The organism is Brevundimonas sp., assembly GCF_035561115.1.
Classification (GTDB): Bacteria; Pseudomonadota; Alphaproteobacteria; order Caulobacterales; family Caulobacteraceae; genus Brevundimonas.
Genome location: NZ_DATMYH010000021.1, coordinates 65,024 through 88,227, shown reverse-complemented (window position 1 = coordinate 88,227; position 23,204 = coordinate 65,024). Strand labels below are relative to the sequence as shown.

Annotated in this window: 25 protein-coding genes; 10 read left to right on the top strand and 15 right to left on the bottom strand. The window is 67.2% G+C overall.

Going from position 1 to position 23,204, the window contains the following annotated elements; all coding sequences use genetic code 11:
* The first annotated feature begins 72 nt into the window (after positions 1-72).
* Positions 73-1,596 (top strand): tyrosine-type recombinase/integrase, encoded by a 1,524-nt coding sequence (locus tag VN378_RS03055; protein ID WP_325740832.1) that lies wholly within the window; start codon positions 73-75, stop codon positions 1,594-1,596.
* Between the two features lie 59 nt (positions 1,597-1,655).
* Here the strand turns inward: VN378_RS03055 and VN378_RS03050 are convergent, their stop codons facing one another.
* The 4 genes from VN378_RS03050 to VN378_RS03040 all read right to left on the bottom strand — a co-directional run bounded on the left by VN378_RS03050 (position 1,656) and on the right by VN378_RS03040 (position 4,790).
* Positions 1,656-2,081 (bottom strand): MFS transporter, encoded by a 426-nt coding sequence (locus tag VN378_RS03050; protein ID WP_325740830.1) that lies wholly within the window; start codon positions 2,079-2,081, stop codon positions 1,656-1,658.
* Between the two features lie 6 nt (positions 2,082-2,087).
* Entirely contained in the window at positions 2,088-2,327 is a 240-nt protein-coding gene (locus VN378_RS16860; RefSeq protein ID WP_414642207.1) for a DUF1289 domain-containing protein, read from the bottom strand.
* Positions 2,324-4,387 (bottom strand): cation-translocating P-type ATPase, encoded by a 2,064-nt coding sequence (locus tag VN378_RS03045; protein WP_325740828.1) that lies wholly within the window; start codon positions 4,385-4,387, stop codon positions 2,324-2,326. The genes VN378_RS16860 and VN378_RS03045 overlap by 4 nt, the downstream gene beginning before the upstream one ends.
* Before the next feature lie 127 nt (positions 4,388-4,514).
* On the bottom strand, positions 4,515-4,790 hold the full coding sequence (locus VN378_RS03040; RefSeq protein ID WP_292124877.1) for a metal/formaldehyde-sensitive transcriptional repressor: 276 nt from the start codon (positions 4,788-4,790) through the stop codon (positions 4,515-4,517).
* Between the two features lie 223 nt (positions 4,791-5,013).
* Here VN378_RS03040 and VN378_RS03035 point away from each other — a divergent pair, with 223 nt between their 5' ends.
* Positions 5,014-5,586 (top strand): manganese efflux pump MntP family protein, encoded by a 573-nt coding sequence (locus VN378_RS03035; RefSeq protein WP_305758951.1) that lies wholly within the window; start codon positions 5,014-5,016, stop codon positions 5,584-5,586.
* 145 nt (positions 5,587-5,731) lie between these two features.
* On the opposite strand, the gene VN378_RS03030 is transcribed toward VN378_RS03035, so the two are convergent.
* Complete coding sequence (locus tag VN378_RS03030; RefSeq protein ID WP_300470746.1) at positions 5,732-6,007, bottom strand: metal-sensing transcriptional repressor; 276 nt, start codon at positions 6,005-6,007, stop codon at positions 5,732-5,734.
* Between the two features lie 68 nt (positions 6,008-6,075).
* On the opposite strand from VN378_RS03030, the gene VN378_RS03025 reads away from it, so the two are divergent.
* Entirely contained in the window at positions 6,076-7,401 is a 1,326-nt protein-coding gene (locus tag VN378_RS03025; protein WP_325740822.1) for an MFS transporter, read from the top strand.
* A 9-nt stretch (positions 7,402-7,410) separates the two neighbouring features.
* Here VN378_RS03025 and VN378_RS03020 read toward each other — a convergent pair whose 3' ends face one another.
* From VN378_RS03020 to VN378_RS02995, 6 genes are all read right to left on the bottom strand, one after another.
* On the bottom strand, positions 7,411-8,043 hold the full coding sequence (locus VN378_RS03020; RefSeq protein ID WP_305758953.1) for a transmembrane anchor protein: 633 nt from the start codon (positions 8,041-8,043) through the stop codon (positions 7,411-7,413).
* Positions 8,044-8,057: 14 nt separating this feature from the next.
* Positions 8,058-8,738 carry a HupE/UreJ family protein gene (locus tag VN378_RS03015; protein ID WP_349255506.1) on the bottom strand — a complete coding sequence of 227 codons (681 nt, stop codon included), beginning with the start codon at positions 8,736-8,738 and terminating at the stop codon, positions 8,058-8,060.
* Positions 8,739-8,856: 118 nt separating this feature from the next.
* Entirely contained in the window at positions 8,857-12,045 is a 3,189-nt protein-coding gene (locus VN378_RS03010) for a CusA/CzcA family heavy metal efflux RND transporter (protein WP_325740819.1), read from the bottom strand.
* Positions 12,046-12,059: 14 nt separating this feature from the next.
* Positions 12,060-13,319: an efflux RND transporter periplasmic adaptor subunit gene (locus tag VN378_RS03005; RefSeq protein WP_325740817.1), complete on the bottom strand. Its 1,260-nt coding sequence runs from the start codon at positions 13,317-13,319 to the stop codon at positions 12,060-12,062.
* On the bottom strand, positions 13,316-14,629 hold the full coding sequence (locus tag VN378_RS03000) for a TolC family protein (protein ID WP_325740815.1): 1,314 nt from the start codon (positions 14,627-14,629) through the stop codon (positions 13,316-13,318). The genes VN378_RS03005 and VN378_RS03000 overlap by 4 nt, the downstream gene beginning before the upstream one ends.
* A gap of 48 nt (positions 14,630-14,677) precedes the next feature.
* On the bottom strand, positions 14,678-15,094 hold the full coding sequence (locus VN378_RS02995) for a hypothetical protein (protein WP_325740813.1): 417 nt from the start codon (positions 15,092-15,094) through the stop codon (positions 14,678-14,680).
* A 157-nt stretch (positions 15,095-15,251) separates the two neighbouring features.
* Here VN378_RS02995 and VN378_RS02990 point away from each other — a divergent pair, with 157 nt between their 5' ends.
* The 3 genes from VN378_RS02990 (at position 15,252) to VN378_RS16855 (ending at position 17,065) form a co-directional block, all read left to right on the top strand.
* Positions 15,252-15,608, top strand: coding sequence for a hypothetical protein (locus VN378_RS02990; protein ID WP_325740811.1), 357 nt, complete (start codon positions 15,252-15,254; stop codon positions 15,606-15,608).
* A 46-nt stretch (positions 15,609-15,654) separates the two neighbouring features.
* Entirely contained in the window at positions 15,655-16,290 is a 636-nt protein-coding gene (locus VN378_RS02985; RefSeq protein WP_325740809.1) for an acyltransferase, read from the top strand.
* A gap of 454 nt (positions 16,291-16,744) precedes the next feature.
* On the top strand, positions 16,745-17,065 hold the full coding sequence (locus VN378_RS16855; RefSeq protein ID WP_414642206.1) for a CC_3452 family protein: 321 nt from the start codon (positions 16,745-16,747) through the stop codon (positions 17,063-17,065).
* A 356-nt stretch (positions 17,066-17,421) separates the two neighbouring features.
* Here VN378_RS16855 and VN378_RS02980 read toward each other — a convergent pair whose 3' ends face one another.
* Both VN378_RS02980 and VN378_RS02975 read right to left on the bottom strand, forming a co-directional pair.
* Positions 17,422-19,395: a cytochrome c/FTR1 family iron permease gene (locus VN378_RS02980; protein ID WP_325740807.1), complete on the bottom strand. Its 1,974-nt coding sequence runs from the start codon at positions 19,393-19,395 to the stop codon at positions 17,422-17,424.
* Positions 19,396-19,607: 212 nt separating this feature from the next.
* Positions 19,608-20,009 (bottom strand): helix-turn-helix domain-containing protein, encoded by a 402-nt coding sequence (locus VN378_RS02975; protein WP_325740806.1) that lies wholly within the window; start codon positions 20,007-20,009, stop codon positions 19,608-19,610.
* 102 nt (positions 20,010-20,111) lie between these two features.
* Here VN378_RS02975 and VN378_RS02970 point away from each other — a divergent pair, with 102 nt between their 5' ends.
* The 4 genes from VN378_RS02970 (at position 20,112) to VN378_RS02955 (ending at position 21,362) form a co-directional block, all read left to right on the top strand.
* A complete protein-coding gene (locus tag VN378_RS02970; RefSeq protein WP_305758974.1) occupies positions 20,112-20,462 on the top strand; it encodes an MFS transporter permease in 351 nt (116 codons plus the stop codon).
* Positions 20,459-20,677 (top strand): GDCCVxC domain-containing (seleno)protein, encoded by a 219-nt coding sequence (locus VN378_RS02965; RefSeq protein ID WP_305758975.1) that lies wholly within the window; start codon positions 20,459-20,461, stop codon positions 20,675-20,677. Before VN378_RS02970 ends, VN378_RS02965 begins: the two co-directional genes overlap by 4 nt.
* Positions 20,678-20,824: 147 nt before the next feature.
* Complete coding sequence (locus VN378_RS02960) at positions 20,825-21,037, top strand: hypothetical protein (protein ID WP_305758976.1); 213 nt, start codon at positions 20,825-20,827, stop codon at positions 21,035-21,037.
* A 100-nt stretch (positions 21,038-21,137) separates the two neighbouring features.
* On the top strand, positions 21,138-21,362 hold the full coding sequence (locus VN378_RS02955) for a hypothetical protein (protein ID WP_305758977.1): 225 nt from the start codon (positions 21,138-21,140) through the stop codon (positions 21,360-21,362).
* Between the two features lie 161 nt (positions 21,363-21,523).
* On the opposite strand, the gene VN378_RS02950 is transcribed toward VN378_RS02955, so the two are convergent.
* Entirely contained in the window at positions 21,524-21,745 is a 222-nt protein-coding gene (locus VN378_RS02950) for a hydroxylase (RefSeq protein WP_305758978.1), read from the bottom strand.
* 310 nt (positions 21,746-22,055) lie between these two features.
* Positions 22,056-23,168 (bottom strand): acyltransferase family protein, encoded by a 1,113-nt coding sequence (locus VN378_RS02945; protein ID WP_305758979.1) that lies wholly within the window; start codon positions 23,166-23,168, stop codon positions 22,056-22,058.
* Positions 23,169-23,204: the final 36 nt, after the last annotated feature.

The following is a 23,204-nucleotide window of genomic DNA, read 5'->3' as shown; positions in this document are numbered from 1 at the left end:
CCCACCAGCGCCCCAGGAAATGCTAGTTTGGGAGGCGCTTGATTTGCAGCGCAGGCGCGAGGAGAGCGCATTGTGGCCCGCCTTCTGCTTACCACAGATCGTCAGATCTCGGGTCTGAAACCCGCTGACAAAGTCTACGAGATCGGGATCGGTGGCAGCCGGGGACTGGGAGTTCGCGTCTTCCCCACCGGGTTGAGGCAGTTCGAGTTCCGCTATGTCGCCGCGAACGGAACGAGGCGGCGTCTTTGCTTGGGCACCTATCCCGACCTTTCTCTCGCCGAGGCCCGGTCGAAGGTCGCGGGATTGCGGATCGCGGTCGTGGACGGCGGGGATCCTGTCGCCGAAAAGGCCGCCGCCCGCGAACGCGCGCGGACCGGCGAAACCCTCGACGAACTCGCCGAGGCCTATTGGCAGGCGGCGGCGGTGGGACTTCACGGTGGACGCCGCCGACCGAAGCGGGAGGTCACTCTCAGCAACGAACGCCAAAGGTGGCGGAACCACATCCAGCCCCGTCTGGGGGCGCGGCCTTTCACGGAAATCCGGCGTGCGGACATCAAGGTCTTCATGCGCACGCTGGTGACCGAAAGCGGGCTGGCGGCCGCCAGCGTCGCGTCGATCGGCGCCCTGCTGCACGCCGTCCTGGGGTTCGCCGTCCTTGAGGAGCGGATCGAAGCCAATCCCGCGCTCGGGCTAGCCCGGCCGCTGGCGCTCACGTCGCGCGAGCGCATGTTCGACGATGTGGCCCTCAAGACGCTCTGGGACGCTGCGTCCGAGGCGTCCGTGCCGCGGGCCCCCGGCGCTAAGACCGCCGGGGTTCATGCGCGTCTCGAGCCGGCCATGGGGCTGGCTATCCAGCTGCTGATGCTGACCTTGACCCGCCGCAACGAGGTCGCCGGCGCCCGAAAGACCGAGTTCGAACGCGCGGCGAAGATCTGGACCATCCCGTCGGAGCGGGCGAAGGCCAAGCATCAGCACGTCGTCCCCCTGGGCGCCGACGCGCTCGAGGTGCTGGAGGTCGCCTGGGCGCTTGATCCGGGCAGCCCCTACCTCTTTCCGTCCGCCCGATCTCCTGGCCAGCATCTCGATCCGCACGCCATCACCCGCGCGTTCGCCCGCACTTGCACGCGCAGAAAGCTGGCCGTCGGCTCGCCCCATGATGTCAGGCGGTCCGGCGCGACGACGCTCACGGGGCGCTACGGCGTAAGCCGCTTCGTGGTCGGGTTGGTGCTCGGACATACGCCCAATGAAGGCGCGGCGGTCACCAGCGTCTATGACCGGCACACCTATGTGCCTGAGAAGCGGGCGGCGCTGGAGCTCTGGGCGAACCATCTCATCCGGCCGGGCCGCGCAGCCGCGTCGCATAAGCCCGTTTCGACCTCGGCGGTTGACGCCCGGGTAGGCGAAGCCAAGGCACGGGCGCTCGCCCTGTGTCAGAAGGGCGAGTTGCAAGAGGCGGTACTGTCGATCTGCATGGACCTGTCCCGTCACCCTGACACCGCCAGCTCGCATCTGGCGATCCTCGGCAAGGTCGGTCTCGAACGTGCGGCGGCGGGTTCGCGCGCGCAGGTCGAAGACTGGATCAGCGGCTTCCGATAGGTCTTCGGAGAGGTGTCCCGACCAGGTCCATGGCGGGCGACTAATGGCCAGGAAGCCGCTCAGAGGGCCGCCGTTCCTCCGCTCGGACCACGCGATGCCATGAGTACAAGCCCCGCCGTCGCCAGCAGGGCGAACAGGGCGCCGGCGAGGAAGGTCGCCTCCGGTCCCATCCGGGACCACAGCAAGCCGGCGACGACGCTGGCCGCCAGCAAGGTCACGCCGCTGGCGAGATTGAACAGACCAAAGGCCGTTCCACGCATGTGCGACGGGGTCGTATCCACGACCAGGGCCGCCAACAATCCCTGGGTCAGGCCCATGTGCAGGCCCAACAGGGCGACCCCGATCAGAACGCCTGGAACGGTCGCCACAAAGGCGAGGACCAGGTCGGCGGCGATCAGGATCGCGAGGCCCAGGATGAGCAGCCAGCGTCGATCCGTCCGGTCCGACAGGCTCCCGGCGGGCGCGGCGGCTTTGACCGAGGTCAACGCGGGTCATCCCTCTTGATTCTGGACCAGATCGGCAGGCGCCGCGGATGGTCGATGAGCCTGGGACCTTCCTTGATCCTTCAACCGTCGCAGACGTCGCGTGAGATCCTTGAGGATCAGCTGTCGGGCCCGTGGCTGCATTTTGCGCCAGGATCGAATCTCCGGAACCGAACGGCCACAGCCCACGCACCAGCCGGTTCGGCCATCGAAGCGACAGACGTCGATGCAGGGCGAATCAGAACTCATGGCGTGGCCGCCGTAGGCCGGACGCCGATCGGGACCGGAGCGGGGCTTGCCTCATCCGCTCTGGCCCCGGCTGGCAGGAGCCGGGCTGAATTGAGGATGAAGGCGAGCTCCGAGGCGACGTGGATGAAGGCCGCGAACAGCGGGTTGAGAAAGCCGGCCGCCGCCAGGCCGATTCCCAGGGCGTCGATGGCCAGGGTGCCGGCGAAATTCTGCCAGATGATCCGACGCGTCCGTCGCGCGATCCGCAAGGTGTCGACGAGGCGCACGAGATCATTTCCCAGAAGGACGACATCGGCGCTTTCCTGGGCGACGTCCGTTCCCGAGCCCATGGCGATGCCGACGCTCGCGGCGGCCAGCGCGGGTGCGTCATTCACGCCGTCGCCCACCATGGCGACGATCCGCTTCTGCCCCACGAGCGTCTGGATGCGGGCGAGTTTGTCTTCCGGGAGTAGGCCCGCTTCGATGTCCCGGATGCCGAGGCTGGCTCCCACGGCCTGGGCGACGGGAAGAACGTCGCCGGTCAGCAGAAGGGTGCGGATGCCGAGGCCATGCAGCGCTTCTATGGCGCGCCTGGCTTCCGGTCGTACGGTGTCGGCGACCGCGATCGCGCCCAGCAGGCGACCATTCCGGGCGACGTATACCTCTGAGGCCGCCTGGACGCCGACGCTGAGCGCGCCGGGGATCGACACCGCGTTGTCCTGCATCCAGGCCTGATTGCCGACAAGGATCACGGAGTCCCCCACCCTGGCGACGATCCCTCGGCCTGGCGTGTAGGCGAAGTGTTCCGGTTCGGTCACCGTTCGTCCCCGGCCCAGGGCGTAGGCGATGATCGCCTTTCCCAGGGGATGTTCGGATCGCAATTCGGCCGAAGCCGCCGCGTCGATAAGGTCGTCCGGCGTTGCGCCGGCCACGGTCACGACCGCCTGGACCTCGGGCCGGCCGAAGGTCAGCGTTCCCGTCTTGTCGAGCACGACAGTATCGACCTTGCCGAGCGTCTCCAGATGGACGCCGCCCTTGATGATCGCGCCGAGCCGGGCGGAGCGACCGATACCGCCGAGGATGGCCAGGGGCGTGCCGGCGGCGATGCCGCAGGCCCCGGCGACGATGATCACTGAAATCGTGGAATAGATATTCTGGGTGATCAGATAGGTCAGGACAGCCGAGCCGAGGGCGAAATAGACGAGGTAGCCCGCCATGCGGTCCGCAAGGCGTTGAACCGGCGCTCGGGAGCGCTCCGCGCGCTCCACCGCCTCGATGATCTTGCCGTAGCTTGTGTCCCTGCCGATACGCTGGGCTTCAACTTCGAGCGCGCCGGACTGATTGATGGATCCCGCGAAGACAGCGGTCCCTTCCGTCTTCTCCACCGGCATGGATTCACCGGTGATGCGGGACTCATCCACGAACGAATGGCCTGACAAGACCGCGCCATCGACCGGAATACGTCCGCCCGGCGCGACGAGGATCGCGTCGCCGATGTTGAGTTCCTCGGCCGAAATGGTTCGGATGGCGCCTGTCCGGCGAACCGAGACCTCGCGGGGTAGAAACTCCAGCAGATCGCGGATGGCCTTGCGGCCGCGGCCGACTGTCAAACCCTCCAGCACCTCGGCCACCAGCACGAAGAGGGTGATGATCAGCGCCGTGAAGAACTCGCCGATCGCCGCCGCGGCCACGATGGCGATCGTCATCGACAGTTCCATGGTCATGCGACGCTGAAGGACGTTCTCGAAGGCTTCCTTCAGGATCGGCCAGCCGCCCACCAGCAGACCGACGGCTCCGATCAGGCTGATCCCTTCAAGCGGCTCCCAAACCCGGAACCACACGAGCGCCGCTGTCACCGCCACGAAACCGATGCGGATCGCCTCCGGCCACTCGAACGGATGCTCGTGATCGTGACCATCGTCGTCGTGGTCATGGTCGTGATCGTGGTGATCGCGGTCATGACCGGCGTCGACAGGGGCTTGCCCGGAACCGCCCTCACAATTCGGGGCGGCCGGGACGATCGTGCGGGCCTCCGCCTGGTCGGCGAGGGCAGGGAGGCTGCGGCCGGATTGTTCGCCCATTGGACAGTCCATTTTCTGGCTGAATGCGGGTGACGTCATGCCGGCCCAGAAGGTTTGGCCGGTTGCGCGATCCTGATTTTCCGGTCGCGAGGTCGATCGTCGGCGGTCGTCGTCGCCATGGGCCCGGCTACTTTGAATAGCGACGAATAATGGCGATCAGTTCGTCGGCCCCGCTCCGGCGCTCGGCCTCGTTCAGATCGGGGCGGGCCACGTGGTGCCGCAGGTGATCCTCGATCAGTTCCTCCAGCAGCCCGCCCATGGCTCCCCGCGCCGCGGCGACCTGCTGCAGAATTTGCGAACAGCCGGCCTCGGACTCGATCGCGCGTTCGATTGCACCCAGCTGTCCCGCAATGCGACGGACCCGGGTTACGAGCTTCTTCTTGTTCGCGGAGGTGTGCGCCATGGATACTCCCCTATAGTATCTTGCGGCGGCGCGCGAGACCCTCTAGAAGGCCGCTTCCTGTTGGGGAGTAGCTTCCGGCGTTTGATCGCCGGGGTCGGATCAACACGCTCGCGTTTCGACGCGTGGTCCGACCAGCGGAACCGCCGCCTAGCGAGACCAGCGCGTCCCACCGCCGCACCGGCCGGAGTGGGAAGCGCTGTCTGTCGCCCGGTGGAAATCCGCAATGACCCCCGTCGCCATCGCTATCCTGTCCCTCAGCATGTCCACGGACGCCTTTGCGGCCGCCATCGGACGGGGGGCCACACATCGGCCGACCCTGCCCGGGGCGCTCAAGGCGGGCCTGGTGTTCGGCGTCATCGAGGCCATCACGCCGGTGATCGGCTGGGCGCTCGGCATGGTCGCCGCCGGCCTGGTCGAACGGATCGACCACTGGATCGCTTTCGGCCTCCTGGCCGCCGTGGGCGGAAAGATGATCTGGGAGGCGACCCGCGCCCGTGTTGAGGAGGAGAATGACGCTCCACGCCGGTCGGGGCCGTGGGGACTGATCGCCACGGCGGTCGGAACCAGCATCGATGCGGCCGCCGTTGGCGTCGGTCTGGCCTTCATCGGCGCCAACATCTGGGTCATCGCCGCTTCGATCGGTTTTACGACCTTCCTGCTGACCACGCTCGGCATGCTGATCGGCCGGGCGGTCGGCCAGCGCTTCGGCGAGATCGCCGAACTCTTCGGAGGTCTGGCGCTGGTCGTCCTCGGGTTGACGATCCTGCTCGAACACCTGGGTGTTTTCGGGGGCTGAAAAGGACGACAGGGCGTGGGTTAAGAATCAGTCGCGGCCATCCTGCGCTCATCCACTGGCCTGCGCGCGCCGCCTCTCGCCTGCCGAGCGGGGGCGGGCCGTTCGGAGACCGCGGACGGGCCGAGGGCGCGCCGCCTGGCCGCTGTCAGAGATATTTGGTGATCGCCTTGAACGCGACGACCGCCTGTCGGGCTTCCGCCGGATCGCCGTCCGAAGCGTGCGCGAGGCAATGGTCGATATGGTCGTGGATCAGGGTCTTCTTGGCCGCTGCGACCGCCTTTTCGATCGCATGAAGTTGCTGGGCCAGGTCGAGGCAGCTGCGTCCCGCCTCGATCATGCCGATGGTCTTGCGCAGATGCCCCTCGGCGCGTTTCAGCCGATTGACGATCTCGGGGTGGGATTCATGAGCGACGTGAGCCATGATGTAATGCTATCCCCCTGGAGGGGATATGACTAGCTGCTTCATCCGCGCGTTTCAGACGGTTCCTGATGTTCTCCCCACTTCGCCACGCCGGCTATCGCCACCTCTTCATTGCCCAGGTCTCGGCCTTGCTGGGGACCGGGATGGCGACCGTGGCGCTCGGGCTGCTGGCTTACGACCTCGCGGGCGCGAACGCGGGCGAAATCCTCGGCGCGGCCCTGGCGATCAAGATGATCGCCTATATCGGCGTGGCGCCGTTTGCGAGCGCACTTTCGGCCCGGCTGCCCAGGAAGGTGCTGCTGGTTTCTCTGGACGGGGTGCGCGCCGGCGTGGCCGCCGCCCTGCCGTTCGTCGGCGAGGCCTGGCAGGTCTACGCTCTGATGACCGTGCTCTATGTCGCTTCGGCCGCATTCACGCCGGCCTTCCAGGCGATGATCCCTGATCTGCTGCCGGACGAAGGGGAATATACCAAGGCCCTGTCTCTCTCGCGGCTCGCCGCCGACCTGGAAAGCGTCGCCAGTCCCGTGCTGGCGGCCCTGCTGCTGGCGGTAATGAGTTACAGCAACCTGTTCGCGGGCACTGCCGTGGGTTTCGTGGTATCCGCTCTGTTCGTGGTCACCGCTGTCCTGCCCAAGCTCGGCAAGGCGGCCCAGAAGCCCTTCCTGCAACGCCTCACCGGCGGCATGCGCCTGTTCGCCCTGACGCCGCGCCTGCGGGGCCTGCTGGCCATCAGCCTGGCGACCGCGGCGGGCGGAGCCATGGTGTTCGTCAACACCGTCGTTCTCGTTCAGTCGCGCTTTGGTCTCTCGGGCCAGGCGACGGCCTGGGCCCTGGCGGCGTTCGGCGGCGGCTCCATGACCGCGGCGGTGTTTCTGCCGCGCCTGCTCGGTCGGCTGACCGACCGCGCGGCGATGGTCCTCGGCGCGGCGACGATGACCGGCGTATTGCTGGCGGGAGCCTGGTTGGCCGTCAGCTACGTCGCGCTGTTGGCGCTGTGGGTGATCATGGGCTTCGGATATTCGCTGACGATCACCCCGGCGGGGAGAGCTCTGCGCCGGTCATCCAACGCGGACGATCGGCCCGCGCTATTCGCGGCCCAGTTCGCCCTGTCCCACGCCTGCTGGCTGATCGCCTATCCCGTGGCGGGTCTGGTCAGCGCCGCGGTCGATCCGGGCGCGGCCTTCCTGGTGCTGGCGGGGCTGTGCGCGACCGGAACTGTCCTGGGCCTGCTGATCTGGCCCGCCCATGATCCCGAGAACCTTCCCCACAGCCATATGAATCTGCCGGCCGACGACCTTCACAGGCGTGAAGGCCGGGCGGGAGATGACGCGGACCACGCCCATCCCTTCGTCATCGACGAACGCCATGATCGTTGGCCGACGACGAAGGGGTGACCCGGTTGCTTAGACGACCCGTTTGATCTCGCTGTACGCGCCCTCGGTGACCAGGGTGATCGTCACGGGTTGGCCCGTGCGATTTCGCCAGAACCAGCCGTGGCTGCCGGTGAAGGCGGCGGTCAGTTCATCCTCGACCCGCTCGGCCGAGCCCTTGTTGTAGCCGTGATAGGCGGTTCCGGGCCGGTCGGCGTGGGTGTCGTAGTTGATCCGCCCGCCGCTGCTGGTCCAGGTGAAGCGCGCCGTGGCCCCGGCTTGCATCACCAGCTTGATCTCGGCGCCCTGGTCGGGGGCCAGGGTCAGGACAGTCCGGTCGGAGCGCAGAGCCGCCGGGGTCGCCAAGGCAGCGCCCGCCGGCGTCGGTGCCGCCGCCGTCGCGACGGGAAGCGAACCGCCTGTGGCGGCGGCCGTCGCTTCCGCGACGTCTTCGGCCTGGGCCTCGGCGGCGAGCGAGACCTTGATCCGGCCCATTTCGGTCAAGCCGAACAGTGAACCGACCCGGGTCGGATCGACGCCGTATTCGGCGGGGAGGACGACCGTGACGAGCAACCCCGTGGCGACCGCCACGGCGATGCCGGTGGACTTCAGCAGCTTGCGCGTCGAGGGCAGGTCCGCGTCGGTGGGTTTATTGGCGTTGTACATGATGAGGTCTCCGGTCAGACGACGAAGAAGCCGACGAGCTGATAGCCCGTCAGGATGAAGCCGAGAGTCATGAGGACGACGTTGGCGGCATAGGCGTGCCGCCAGAAACTGCCGGTCTTGCGCCAGAATCCCATGACGATGAGGATGGCGCCCAGGGCCAGAAGTTGGCCCGCCTCGACGCCGATGTTGAAGGCGACCAGATTGCCGATCAGTCCGTCCGGCGACAGGTTGAAGTCCTGCAGCTTGGTGGCGAGGCCGAAGCCGTGGAACAGGCCGAAAATCAGGGTCGCCCCCCTGGTGCTGGGCTGGAAGCCGAACCACCGCTGGAAGGCTCCGAGATTGTCGAGCGCCTTGTAGACCACCGACAGGCCGATGATGGCGTCGACCAGATAGCTGGACACGCTGATGTCGGTCAGCACGCCGAGCAGCAGGGTGGTGGAGTGGCCGATGGCGAACAGCGTCACATAGAGGCTGATGTCCTTCATCCGGTAGAGGAAGAAGATGACGCCGAGCAGGAACAGCAGGTGGTCGTAGCCGGTGACCATATGCTTGGCCCCCAGGTAGACGAACGGCCAGAACAGGAAGCCGGAGGTTTCCTGGATATAGCCCTTGTCGCCCTCGGCGACGCCATGGGCCAGCGCCTGACCCATGGCTCCGTCCATGAGGAAGAACAGCAGGACGGCGGCCAGCGCCATGGCCGGTGATTGAAGCCACGACCAGCGGTCGCGGCGATACGCAACTGTCATGAGAACCTTTCGAAGGTTTGGGGACGGAACGTGGAAGCCCTGGGTCCGCGGCGATCGCCGATCCCCGTCACTTCCGCCTGCCTTTGACGCGGAACGGCAGGTGGTCGAGCCAGGCGGGACGCGGGCGATCCTCGGGCCGGTCGCGGCCGTGCACCAGGCTGTAGAGGGCCGGGAGCACGAGCAGGGTTAGCAGGGTCGATGAGATGATCCCGCCGATGACCACAGTGGCCAGAGGCCGCTGCACCTCGGCCCCCGTTCCGACATTGAGCGCCATGGGCACGAAGCCCAGGCTGGCGACCAGGGCGGTCATCAACACCGGCCGCAGACGGGTCAGCGCGCCCTCGCGGATGGCTTCGGGAATCGGCTTGCCCTCCTCGATCAGGCCCCGGATGAAGCTGACCATGACGACGCCGTTGAGTACGGCGACGCCGGAGAGGGCGATGAAGCCGACGCCGGCCGAGATCGACAGCGGGAGATCGCGCATCATCAGGGCGGCCACCCCGCCGGTGAGCGCCAGGGGCACGCCGGAGAAGACGATCGCCGAGTCCTTCCACGAGCGGAACAGGGCGAACAGCAGGCCGAAGATCAGCAGCAGCACAGCCGGCACCACGACCTGAAGCCGTTTGGCTGCCGAGATCAGCTGTTCGAAGGTGCCGCCATAGGTGACCCAATAGCCGGCGGGGATTGTCACCTCGGTGTCGACCCGCTCCTGAACCTCCCCGATGAAGGAGCCCAGGTCGCGGTCGCGGACGTTGGACGTGACCACGATGCGGCGCTTGCCGTTCTCGCGACTGATCTGGTTGGGACCGACCGTGAGCTCGATCGTCGCCACTTCGGCGAGGGGCACGAACTGGCGCGCCTGCCCCTCGCTTGCCGGCAACGGGATCTGCAGGCGGCCGATGGCGTCGGTGTCGGCCCGCAGATCCTCGGGCAGTCGAACGACGACGTCGAAACGCCGGTCGCCCTCGAAGATCTGCCCCGCCGTCGTGCCGCCCATGGAGGTGGAGATGACCGACTGGACGTCGTTCACGCTCAGCCCCAGGCGCGCCATGGCGGCGCGGTTCGGGGTGATCTGGAGCACAGGCAGGCCGGTGATCTGTTCGGTCTGGGGATCGGCCGCGCCCTCGACGGTCGAGACGATGCCTTCGATCTCGGCGCCGAGCCTGAGCAGTTCGTCCAGATCGTCACCGAAGACCTTGATGGCGACGTCGGCGCGCACGCCCGAGAGCAGTTCGTTGAACCGCATCTGGATCGGCTGGGTGAACTCATATTTGCTGCCGGGTATTTCGTTCACGGCGGCTTCCATCTCCTCGACCAGCTGGCCGCGGGGCTTTCTCGGATCGGGCCAGTCGGAGCGGTCCTTCAGCATGATGAAGGTGTCGGCGACCGAAGGCGGCACCGGATCGGTGGCGACCTCGGCGGTGCCGATCTTTGCCACCACCCGCTCGACCTCGGGAAACGCCGCGATGCGAGCCTCGAGCGCGGTCTGCATCTGGATGGCCTGGCTCAGGCTGGTGCCGGGGATGCGCAGCGCGTGCATGGCGATGTCGCCTTCGTCGAGATTGGGCACGAACTCCGAACCCATTCGCGACGCGCCGAAGCCCGCCAGCAATACAAGCGCCACGGCGACGCCGATCATCAAACCCCGGGTCTTCAACGCGAAGTCCAGCGCCGGCTGATAGCCGACCCGGGCCCAGCGCATCACGAAGCTGTCCTTTTCCTCGACCTTGCCGGTGACAAACATGGCCACCGCCGCCGGCACGAAGGTCAACGACAGGAGCAGGGCCGCCGTCAGGGCGATGACGACGGTGATCGCCATCGGGTGGAACATCTTCCCCTCGACCCCGGTCAGGCCGAAGATCGGCACATAGACCAGGGTGATGATCATCACACCGAACAGCGAGGGCCGGATGACCTCGCTGGAGGCCGAGGCCGCCAGCTCGAAGCGTTCTTGTTTGGTCAGGATGCGACCCAGGCGGTGCTGGGCCTCGCCGAAGCGGCGCAGACAGTTTTCGACGATGATGACGGCCCCATCGACGATCAGGCCGAAGTCGAGTGCGCCGAGGCTCATCAGATTGCCGGACGTGCCGGTCTGCACCATCCCGGTGATGGTCATCAGCATGGTGATCGGAATGACCGCCGCCGTGATCAACGCCGCCCGAATGTTGCCGAGCAGCAGGAACAGCACGACGACGACCAGCAGGGCGCCTTCCAGCAGGTTCTTCTCGACCGTGTGGATGGCGCGCTCGACCAGGTCTGTCCGGTCATAGACCGGCGATGCCGTCACCCCCTCGGGCAACGCGCGCGCGGCCTCCTCCAGGCTGACGGCGGCGGCCCGGGCCACCACACGGCTGTTCTCGCCGGCCAGCATCAGAACCGTGGCGAGCACGGTCTCCTTGCCATCTTCAGTCGCGGCCCCGGTGCGCAGTTCTTCGCCCATGCCCACGTCTGCGACATCGGCGATGCGGATCGGAACCCCGCCCCGCGTGGCGATGACGACATTGCCCAGATCCTCGGTGGTCGAAGCCTGACCTGGCACGCGGATCAGATACTGCTCGCCGAAGCGTTCGACATAGCCGGCGCCGACGTTGGCGTTGTTGTTGTCCAGCGCATCGACCACCTCGGCCATGGTCACGCCATAGGCGGAAAGACGATCGGGCTGGGGCGTGACGTGATACTGACGCTCATATCCGCCAATCGTGTTGACCTCGGTCACGCCCTTGGTGTTGCGCAGCTGCGGTCGGATCACCCAGTCCTGCAGGGTTCTCAGATCCTCGGTCGTATAGGGCTGTCCGTCCGGGCGACGCGCGTTCGGCGCGGCGTCGATCGTGTACATGAAGATTTCGCCCAGGCCGGTGGCGATGGGGCCGAGTTCGGGCGTAACGCCTGGGGGGAGCTGGCCGAGCGCGTTCTGAAGCCGCTCGTTGACCAGTTGGCGCGCGAAATAGATGTCGGTGCCGTCGTCGAAGATGACGGTGACCTGGCTCAGCCCGTAGCGCGAGACCGACCGGGTGTATTGCAGGCCCGGTACGCCCGCGACCGCCGTCTCGACGGGGAAGGTGATGCGTTGTTCGGCCTCCAGCGGCGAGTAGCCGGGAGCCTCGGTGTTGATCTGGATCTGGACGTTGGTGATGTCCGGCGTGGCGTCGATCGGCAGGCGCTGGAAACTCCAGACGCCGACCGCGCAGGCCAGAAGGACGAGCGCCATGACCCCCCAGCGGAAGCGGATCGACAGCGCGATGATGCGTTCAAGCATGGTCTGCGCGCCCCCTAGTGGTCATGGCTCGCGCCGGACTTGTCGATGTCCGCGCGAATGAGAAAGGCGCCGTCGACGACGTATTCGGTTCCGGGTTCGAGACCGCCCAGCACCTCGGTCCATTCCGGCGTGCGGCGGCCGAGTTCCAGCATCCGCACTTCATAGGTGTTGCCGACCTTGGCGTAGACGACCTGGAAATCGCGGAATGGCTGAATGGCCTTGGTCTGGACCGCCAGCGCAACTTCGCCCTGACCGACCTGGACCGTACCCTGGACCCCGAGACCGGGCCTCCAGACCCCGCCCTGGTAGGGCAGTTCAACGTGGGCGACCAGGGTCTGGCTCATGGGGTCGCTGGACGGCAGGACCGCCTCGATGACGCCGAGCGCGCGATGTTCGCCCGCCAGGCTGGTGATCTCGACGCGCTGGCCGACCCGGACGCGTTCGGCGTCGCGGGGATAGAGGAAGAATTCAGCGTGGAGCCGGGTCGGATCGCCGATGGTCAGCATCGGCTCGCCATTGCCCGTGATGGCGCCGGGGTTGACGTTCTTGGCCGTGATCATTCCCGAGATCGGGGCGGTGACGGAATAGGTCTGCAGACTGTCGCTGGACTCGACGCGCGCCAGCACCTGACCCCGCGAGACGCGTTGGCCCAACTGGACATTCATCGCCACCACCCGTCCGGGATAGCGGGCGTGGACTTCGCTCTGTCCCTCGGGCGTGATCTCGACCCGACCACTGAGCGGCAGGCTCTCGCCCAACACCGCCCCGCCGGCTCTCTGGGTCGTGACCCCGCCGGCCCGGGCGGCTTCGGCGGTGATCACCGTGCGGCCCTCATAGGATGGATAGGTCCAGGTCGAACGCTTGCCCGCATGGGTCGCCGCCACCGAGACGTCGAACGAATGCGGCTCGACCACCACCGTGGGGCTCGCGAGATAGTCTGCGCTCGGCGTGAAGGCGAAACGATCCACCTTGGGCCCCAGCCGCGTCAGGGCGATGGAGGTCTGGACCTGTCGCGGATCCAGCGGCTTGTCCTTCAAATATGGATAGAGGCGATAGAGCGGCTCGGGGCCCTCTTCGAAGATGGTGATCTCCAAGGAGAAATCGCCATCCCGGAGCAGGCGGCCGTTGTGCGGGCCCCGCTCATAGTCAGCGGCCGCCGCGGCCTCTGCGCCCTCGGCTTTTTCAGCCCCGCCCTGTCCGCAGGCTGAAACGCCGACCGCAAGGGCCAGCAATGACGCGGCGATGACGCGCCGCGAGGGGGTGTGACGGATCATGAGCGGGTCTCCAGGCCGAGCAGGTCGGCATGCGCGCCGGTCAGCCGGTCAAGGCGGGCGCGGTCGATGTGAAACTGTTTGAGGACGGCGACGCGTCGGGCCTTGGTGGAGAGAAGCGCGGTCTGGGCGGCGATGACGTCGTTGTAGGTGAAGCCGCCGCGCGCGAAGCCTTCGCGGACGAGGGCCACGGCGCGCTCGGCCTGGGGCAAGGTTTCATTGGCGATGCGCTGGGCTTCGAGGGCCCGCGAAGCGAGGAGCACCTGCAGCCGGGCGATCTCGCGTTCCCGTTCCTGCCGGAGCGCCGCCATGTCGGCCTCGGCGGCGACGCCTTCGAACCTGGCGCGCTCGATGGCCCCCTCGTTTCGATCGTAGCGGCCGAGCGGGATGGACCCGCCGACCACCAGGCCAAGATCTTGCCCGTCCCAGAAGTGGCGGACGCCGACGCTGACCGTGGCGTCAGGGGTGGAGCGCGCCTGTTCCACGCGGACTCTGGCTTGAGCGACATCCCGCTGTGCGGCCAGAACCGCGAGGTCGATCCCGGAGGCCGGGCCGGCCATTTCTCGGGCGGCGCTGGTGTCCTCGAAGTCGGCCGGATCGAGAGAAAAATCCGGGGCGCCGATCCAGAAGCGTCCGAGCGTGGCGCGAGCGAGCCGGGCCTGAATTCCTGCCTGGTCAAAGTCAATCTGGGCCTGGGCGAGTTCGGCTTCGGCGCGGGCGCCGGCGAACAGAGGATCGCGGGCCATGTCGACCCGACGCTGCACTTCGATCTGGAAGCGTTCGGCCAGGGCGAGGCGTTCACGCGCGATCTCAAGTTCGGCCTGGGCGGCAAGAGCGTCAGCCCATGCGCGCTGCACCTGTTCAAGCCGGTCGAGTCTCCGGATAGCGGCTTCGGCCCGAACCACGGCCGCTTCCCCTTGCGCCAGGGCGACGCGCGCGGGGCGATCACCACCCCGTTCCAGCCGCTGCTCATAGGACAGGGTCGTTTCGGTCCTGTTGAGGATGTCCCCCCCGCCCAAGGTGGGCAGGTTTTCGACCATCAGGCCCAAGGTCGGATTGGGTCGGAGGTCGGCCTGCCGAACGGCCGCGTCACCGGCGCGAACACGCGCCTCCGCGCCAGGCAAGCTCGGGTCGACGCCGGCGGCGCGCGCGAGCGCGCCCTCCAGGGTCAGGGCGGCCGCCTCTGCGGCGGCCGATGGCGGGGTCTGCGCGAGCACAGGAAGAGACGGCAACGCCGCCAGTGGAAGCGCCAGCGCCGAAACGGCCGCCAGACGCGCCCACGATCCGGCCAGGCCGGTGATCGGGGTGTTCAAGGAAATCTCCGGAAAACGAGGTGCGCGCAGCCGAACGGCCGCGCCGGTTCAGACGACCGTGCGCATCCGTTTCGGAGGATATTCGGGCCCGTCCCGGCTCAGATCGCCCAGGGCCGGAGCCACGCCGGGCGTACGGGCGGCGAGCCTTGAAGACAGGCCGTCGCCTAGCGGATGCTCGGCTCCGGGGAGGGCGCCGTGGCTGTCGCCGCCGACCTGGTGTCCGTGACCCACCGGTCCTCCACTATCGACGTCTTCGGCCGGGGCGTCGTCGGATTGATCGTCCGGCGCGACATGGACGTGATCCGCGATCCGGTCCGCCACCGTGTCGACTTCGACCAGCGCTACGGCGGGCCAATCGGCGGCATGCGCCATGCCGTGCTGCGCATCCATCATGCCATGCAGCGTCGTCACCGCCAGAAGGGCGGTGCACAGAAAGACGCAGAAGGAACGAATCGAATTTTGCAAATGGGATCCCTGACCCGCATCTACCCACGGTGTGACGCTCACGCAACCGAGGACTTCGAGACAGATCGACGCGTCGGCGGGCGGCTGCGCCGACGCCCGCCCGGAGACCTTGAAAGACGGTCACCGGTGAAGGCCTCTTCCGATCGGACTTGAAATCATGGCAGGCGGCAAGAAAACCACCATCCGGGGCGGCAGCCCGCGTTGGACCACAAGGCCTTACAGCAAACACCGGGCGGGGCGCCGCAAGGCGCCGAAACCACCCCGGCCGGGGCTCGACCTCGTCGTGGCGCTCATCAGCGTTCCGATCGCCGTGGTCGGCGCGCTCTTCCTTGGATCCACGATGGTCGGTACGTTCAAGCTGCCTCTTTACCTCGGATACGGCGGGACGCTCGTCCCGCTCGCCGCGGCCCATATCCTGATCACCCCCCGAGGCCGGCCCCAGGTCGTCGCCACCATCGGCATGGCGGTCGCCCTGGTCGTTGGTGTAGCGCTTCTCTATCCGGGCGGGCTCTAGCCCGGTCGATGACCTTTCCTTGGTCGCTCCGGGGTTAGGGACGAGCATGCTCCGTGCCGCCGACGAGCCGAGGGATCGATCTCCGCCACGCATCGCGCGGGGCGGCTGGCTGGACGCGCTCCGCTTCATCGTCGGAGCCCTGATCATCCTCTATCATTTCCGGGACGCGGCTCCTGTTCCGCTGGGGCAGCTGCATCCGGTGTTCGAGCGCGGCTATCTGCTCACCGACTTCTTCATCATCGATTCCGGTTACGTACTGGCCCGCATCTATGGAGATCGCCTGGCCGCCGGAAAGGTCTCCCTGCAGGCCTATTCTCGTCAACGCCTGCTCCGCGTCATCCCGGCTCACTTGCTGGTCAGCCTGATCCTCGTGGCCATTGTGGGCGGCGCGACACTGGCCGGCCCAGCCCCCAGCAATCCGCAATGGTTCGACTGGTCGCAGCTGCCCGCCCAGGTGCTTCTGGTCCAGTCCTACGGCGTGCCGGGCGGGCAGGGCTGGAATGCGCCGACCTGGACCTTGTCCGCCCTGATCGGATGCTACCTGCTGTTGCCCTGGATCTGCCGCCTGCTGTGGCGTTGGCCGCCGGTCCTTGTGGTCGCCGGGCCTATGTGGAGATGGAGATCGGCACGAGCCTGGCGGCTGCTGCGCTGGCCGGCGGGTTCGCAGATCAGGCTCATCTGAGTCGCAGCATGAGGCGGATGTTCGGCGTGACGCCGGCTCAGGCATCGGGCGCGGTGCGGCCGACAAGCAATCGAAACGTTCAATAACTGGCTAGCAGATCAAGGCACATTGGTCTCGAAGGAGAGGCCCATGCCTGTTGTCAGATTAGTCACCCGCGTCTTTTGCGTCCCCATGTTCTTTGCGGGATTTCTCGCTGTCGCCGTAGCCTTGATTGGAACCGGCGCTCTCACATGGGTGTTGCCGATCCTGCTCGTCGCTTTGACCGTGTCTGCTCTGGCCGAGCGACTTGCTCCTTACGAGCCTGTCTGGAACCCGTCGCACGGCGATATCTGCGTCGCGGGCCAACCCGACTACCCTCGGAGCTATTTCGACCAACTCATCGAACCGTTCCGTCGGCCCACTTCCCTGAAGCCCCCAGATCACGGGCTACGAACAGCTCCGGAGGATTAAAAACATGCTCGTCCTAAACCTATTGGCGGCCCTCGCCTTGCAAACCGCTGCTCCCGCGCCCTTGTCGGCCGCAGCAGCAACCCTGCTGCAACCTCGCGAAATCCAGCTAAACTTCGATGGACGTCATTGGACCTGTGGTTCCGACGGTACCTGCGAAGGCCGCGGAACGGGCACGTCGCAGCCGTTGATGCGTGAATGCCGTCGCTTTGTCGGCCGGCTTGGCCCAGTTTCACGCTTTGCCCGCGCGGGTGAAGCACTTACCGAAGCCGAAGTCGCCCGGTGTAATGCGACCGACAACGGCCGCGTTCCACGAAGTCCCCAATAATGCCTCACCGGCCCGGCTCACGGCAATTCACGATTACAGGGTCTGGATCCCTCATCGGGAAACAAAAGACGAAGACAAGACCGCCAAATCGAGGGCTCATAGGGGTGCTGTCAGTCCAACGGCAACTCGTCGCCGGAGCCGGGAATCCGGGCACGGGAGGCGGCGCCTGCGGCGAGCGTCTGCCACTCTGCCAGGGCGGCTGATCGTTGGGCCTGCCCTTATCGCCAAGGTAAGTTTGGGTTGACAGAGCCCGTCGAACCCTCCGTCGGCCTGGCGGCCCAAGACGCGGACTCTCCGGGCTCGACACTCGGAGACTTATTCAGCCGACATCTGATGCGTTGGTCAGCCATCAGGGATCAAAGGTCGGTAACGCCGGGACTCTGCGACAGAAGCCTAGATTTCGCTTCGGCCTTGCTCTTCCGGTCAGCCCACCAAAACCCGATTGCGATGGCGAGCACCGCGCCTAGCTGCGCTGCCAGGCCCTCCCAGGTTGGGAAGATCCCAAGTATCTCGATCCGTGGCATGGTGGCCAAAGGATGGACGTCCATGACGCCCGCCTCCTGAAGCCCGGCCACGCCCTTGCCCGCCAGGATCACCGCCAGGGCCGCGATCAGCAGCGCGCTGTAGGCGAAGAACTGCGAGATCGGCAGACGCTTGCTGAAGACCAGCAGCCCCCAGGCGATCACGGCCAGGCAGACGACCGCCAGGGCGGCGCCGCCGAGCAGGGCGCCTTGCGTCCCTTGGCTCCACAGGGCGGCGTAGAAGAGGATGGTCTCGAACACCTCGCGATAGACGACGATGAAGGCCAGCAGGAACAGGAACCAAGCCGATCGCTTCGACAGGGCCGCCGACAGCTTGTCGCGGATATAGGCCTGCCAGGCGCCGGCCTGGGCCTTGCCGTGCATCCACACCCCCACCGACAGGAGCACGACAGCGGAAACCAGCGAGCCGATGCCTTCGGTCAGTTCGCGGCTGGCCCCGCTGATCGAGATCAGCCAGGTCGCCGCCGCCCAGGTGGCGGCGCCCGCGACGAGCGCGGCGACCCAGCCGCCATGCACGTACGGAAGCACGTCCTGGCGCTCGGCCTTGCGCAGGAAGGCGATCATCGCGATCACGATCAACAGGGCCTCCAGCCCTTCGCGCAGCAGGATGGTGAAGGCGCCCAGGAAGGTCGACAGGGCCGAGGCCCGGGAGGGCGCGAGCGCCTGGCCGGCCTCGTCGAACAACCCGCTCAGGGCCGTCACCTGTCCGGCCACCTCGTCGGCCGGAGCCCGGCGACCCAGGCTGGCGCGAAGCTCGCCCATCGCGGCCTCGATCCGGGCCATCAGCTTGCCGTCGCGGGCCCGCAGCAGAGGCTCCACGGGCTCGAAGCCGTCGAGATAGGCCGAAAGCGCCAGTTCCTCGGCCTTGCCCGCGTCCCCGGCGCGATAGGCCGCCAAGCTCTCGGCGAGTTTGCGGCGGGCCAGGTCCAGGCCGTCCGTGCCCCCGACCGCGAGGGCTTCCGGATGGCTGCGCAGGTAGGCGACCACCGCGTTCGCCCGAGGCTCCCCGAGGTGGGTCGCCAGCGCCGCCGGCGTGACCTGGGTCAGGGCCTCGAGATCCGGAACGGCGGCGCGCAGCTCGGGATCGTCGCGCCAGGCGCGCTCCCCCGCATGGGGCGCTTCCCCATCGTAGGCGAAGCCGCCGACGTAGAAGGCGAGCGCCCAGCGGTCGTCGGCGGAGAGATGGGCGAAGCTCGGCATGGCGGTGCCGTCCAGGCCCTGGCCGATCACCTGATAGAGACCGAACAGGCTGCGCTCGCGGGCGCGGTCCCGATCGGTGAAGGCGATCGCCGGCGGCTCGAGCCCGGCAGCGCCGGGACCGTCGCCGCGGCCGGTCGCGCCATGGCAGACGGCGCACTGTTCGGCATAGAGCGCGGCGCCGCGGGGCAGGTCCGGGATGGCCTGCGGCGCGAGCGGCGTCGGATAGGCGGCGAGGAGATCGTCGGCTAGGCTCCGCGCCTGCCGGGCAACCGTCTCCGGCGCCGCGCGCGCCGCGACCGCCGAGATCAGGGCGGACGACTCCGCGAGGAGCCGGGGCTGGGCCTCATGCGCCGGCAGGGCGGCGATGCGGGTGCGCACCGAGGTCGAGAACTCGCGCATCTCGGCGTATTCCGCTTCGCTGATCACCCGGCCGTCGGAGACGGCGCCGGGGTAATCGACGGCGATGTAGTCCAGCAGCCGCCAAGCGGTCTCCGCCCCGGGGGTCGTTTCCTGGGCCGCGGCCCACAGAGGGAGCGCGGCGCCCAGCAGAAGGGCGAAGACGAGGAAGATGCGAAGCGTCGCCGGCATGGTGGCGTCCTGTCAGTGCGAATGGGTCTCAATAGCAGCATGCGATCTCAAGTCGCCAGAGGATCAAGAGGCGCGCGCCACGATTTGCAGACGATCGGGCGCCGCGGCTCCACTTTCTCACAGGCGGTTGGGCGGAGTGGTCCGTCGCTGCAGGCGCGAGAGGCTCCGATTGCCAAGGACCGAGCCCGGCTGCGCGACCCGGGCGGCTGGACTCAGCTTCCCAACTCTTCGATGACCGGACAGCGGACCGCCACTCCGTCGCTGCAGTCGGCGACGGCCTGCCTCAATACCCGCCGCAGCCGCTGCAAATCCGCGATCTTCGCATCGACGCTGGTGATATGATCCTGCGCCATGTCGCGGACCTCGCGGCAGGTTTCGACCCCGGGTTCACTGAGGGCGATCAAGCGCCGGATGGCGTCGAGCCCGAACCCCAGTTCCCGAGAGCGGCGGATGAACCGGAGCCGCTGTCGGTGTTCGGGCTCGTAGCTGCGATGACCGCCCGGCGTCCGGCCGGGCTCGGGCATCAGCCCGACGCGCTCGTAGTAGCGCACCGTTTCCAGGTTCACGCCGGCGCTCTCCGCCAGCCGTCCGATCGTCAAACCGCGTCCCGACATTTTTGCTTGATCCCGTAGTCGCTACGGGTTGCATCCTACCGGTCGATGGACCGAGGAGAAACCGTGGACTTGCCAGAAACACGCCGGGCGGGACGACCGGAAATGGCTGTCAGCGCGACGGCCGCCGTTGGCGCCGCCGCGTCCGTGTTCGCCTGGGCGGCCTGTTGCGTTCTCCCGTTGGCGCTTTCGCTCGCGGGTCTATCCTTCGCCGGCGCGGCGCTGATCGCCGGCATGCGGGGTTGGCTGACCGTCCTGGCGGTCGTCGCCCTGCTGGCGGGATGGATGCTGCACTGGCGCCGCCTCCGCATGTGCCGGCGCGAGGACGCTTGCCGACGGCCGTCGCGACTGGCCGCCGGGCTCCTCGTCGCCGCGACGGTGCTGGTGATGCTATCGTTGGCCTGGCAGCCCTTGATAGAGCCCTGGATCCTGCTTCGCCTGGCGGCCGGCCAATGACGGCGGAAGTGCAGTTGCGGTCGACATTGGTCTGTCCGCATTGCGGCCATCAGGCGACCGAGACCATGCCGACCGACGCCTGCCTGTATTTCTACGACTGCCTGGGCTGCGGTCGGATGCTGAAGCCCAAATACGGCGACTGCTGCGTCTTCTGTTCCTACGCGGATGTCCCGTGTCCGCCGATACAGGTGGATGGGAAGGCCTGTTGCGGTTAGGTAGATGGCGTGGGGCCGCGCATCCATCGCCTTCGTCTTGAACAAGGATTTGGCCGCCAGCCTCCGGGCTGTTTTGGGCGAAACTCTGGACTATGCTCCGGATCATTTGCGGCGGTCGCACTAGCGGCGCCTATCCAGGAGACGGTGGTGACGGGCGAAATCGTCGAACTGTTTGTGTTGAGGAGCGGCGATCGGTGGACCGTCATGTCCGAGGGCGTCGCGCGAGGAAGTTTCGACTATCAGGTGGATGCTGAAGAGGCCGCCATCCGGCTTGCCCGGGGTGCGCAGGCGAAAGGATGCCGCAGCGGCGTGATGTCCCCGGACCGGGGAAGCCAGATGCGCAGGGTCTGGCCAATCTAGCTCGACCGCGCACAATGATCGCCGTGGCGATCTGAGGGGAGCGTTCTATCCTCGCCGACGTTGTCGGTCAGCAGGCATGCGATTTTCGGAGAGAGTCCAGATGACGATCAGGGACGAGGTTGATCATGCGATGGACGTCTATCACGGCGACGACCTGCAGTACGTCACGGTGGGTTTCGATCAGTGGGACCAGTTTTGCCGCGAGGTCGGGCTGACGCCGGCGCCCGACTATCCCGGCTCCTCCGATGTCGAGGTCAGCTATCGCGGCATGAGCGTTCGGCCGGGAATGTCCCCGGATGAGATCGTCCTCGTCACCGGCGAATAGCGCTCGCGCAAAGGGCAAAAAAAGGCTGAGCAAGGTCGCGCCGGTGGCCGCCGAACGAAGCGGGGTCGTTCCGCGGCGCGGCCGGTGGATCTCAAGGTGCTCGGCCGTTGTCGTTGTCCTTTGCGGACGTCATCGAACAGTCATGGCTCGCTGACCCGGCGCTACCGGCCCAGCATGCGTCGGCATTGGGCGTGGGTCATTCCCATCGGGCTCACGCCGCCGCTCTTTTCAGCGCTGTGACTGTGGGTCGCGCCTTCGCCCATGGTGCGGAGCATTTGTTCGCACGACGTCCGTTGTTCGGCCGTCGGGGGCGCGGTGGTCGCGCAGGCTGAAACGCTGACGGCCAGCGCCAGGGCGCTCACGAGAGCAAGGGATTTGTTCATGTGGCCGGTCCTCCCGAAGACAGTCTTCGATTCCCTTCTACCGGCGCTGGCGAACGGCGCTTTGATCCAAAGCAAACGGCGCGGGAGCCCAGCCCGCCAAAGGTTCGGATTTGTCGGCAGTGTCGGAGGGGGCGGTGCTTTGAGCGAGGCGTTCGATGAAGAACGCGCTTTCCGATGATGGGTCAGATTCCAACCGAATAACGCCCGGACCCTCAGGGCTCCCGATTAAAAGCCTCACCGCCCTTCCGCCGATGGAAACCTTCTTTTTCGGAGTTCGCGCCGGCCGGCCTGACCCGGGGCCTCGCTCGCGTCAGGGGCAGGTCCGAGGACTTTCGAACCGGCGTCGAATCCAGGCGCGGCCGGGTTTCTCGACGAGCAGATGCAGGGCGGCCGCGATCAACGCCGTGGCGACAAACAACCCGGTCAGTTCGATCGGTGTGATCCGGAAGGCGCTGTCGATGCCGCGGAGTTCAGCGACGACGCCCTTCCAGGCTACGATCACCGGCATGTGCACGAGATAGAGGGCGAAGGACGCCTCGCCGGCGAAGACCAGGGCCGGGGCGGCGAGGGGGCCCTCGCAGTCCGCGCGTGCAAGCAGGGACCAGGTCAGGATCACGGGGGCTGAGAGGGCGACGATGATGCGGTCATCCAGCGACAGCTGCATGGCGCCGAGCAGGACCAAGGTGGTGAACAGGGCTGCGGCGATGGCGACGGGCCGGCTCCAGCGCCAGCGATGGCCCAGGGCGTAAAGCGCCATGCCGATCAGAAATTCCGGGACGATCCGCAGAATGCCGAGGGAATCCTCGGCCCGGGGCAGGACCTTGCCGAACGCCTGAACGTACAGGGCGTCGAACACGACGAACGCCACCGCCCCCGTCCCGAGCAACGCCCAGGGGCGAGCCCGGAACCGCAGGGCCAGCCATGCGAAGGCCGGGAACAGGAGATAGGCGAACCATTCCGCCGACAGCGACCAGCTCGGTCCGCTCCAGTGGATGACCGCGTCCGTCGGGAACCAGGCCTGGACGAGGAACAGGGTCTGGAAGAAGGCCAGCGGCGGATAGCTGTCGGCGTCGAACCGGACCCCGGCCGCGGTGGCGCCCAGGACCATGACCAGCACGCTGGCCAGCACCGAGACGTGTAGGGGGTAGAGCCGCGCCAAGCGGGCGATGAGGAAGCGCCTGTAGCTGAAGGTCCCGGCGGCGAACGCCGGCCCGTAGACGTGGGCCAGGATGAAGCCCGACAACATGAAGAAGGCGTCCACCGCCAGCCGGCTGCGCTCGATGATCGGGCTGAAGCCCAAGGCCGGATCCCATTGGAGCTGGTAGTGGAACAGCACCACGCCCACGGCCAGGAAGGCCCGCAGACTGGTCAGGGCTCTCAGCTCGGCCGGATAGCCGTCGCGGGTCGGCGGTACGGACGTCATGAGCAATGGCCCCCCCAAGGCGGGCGGAACACGACG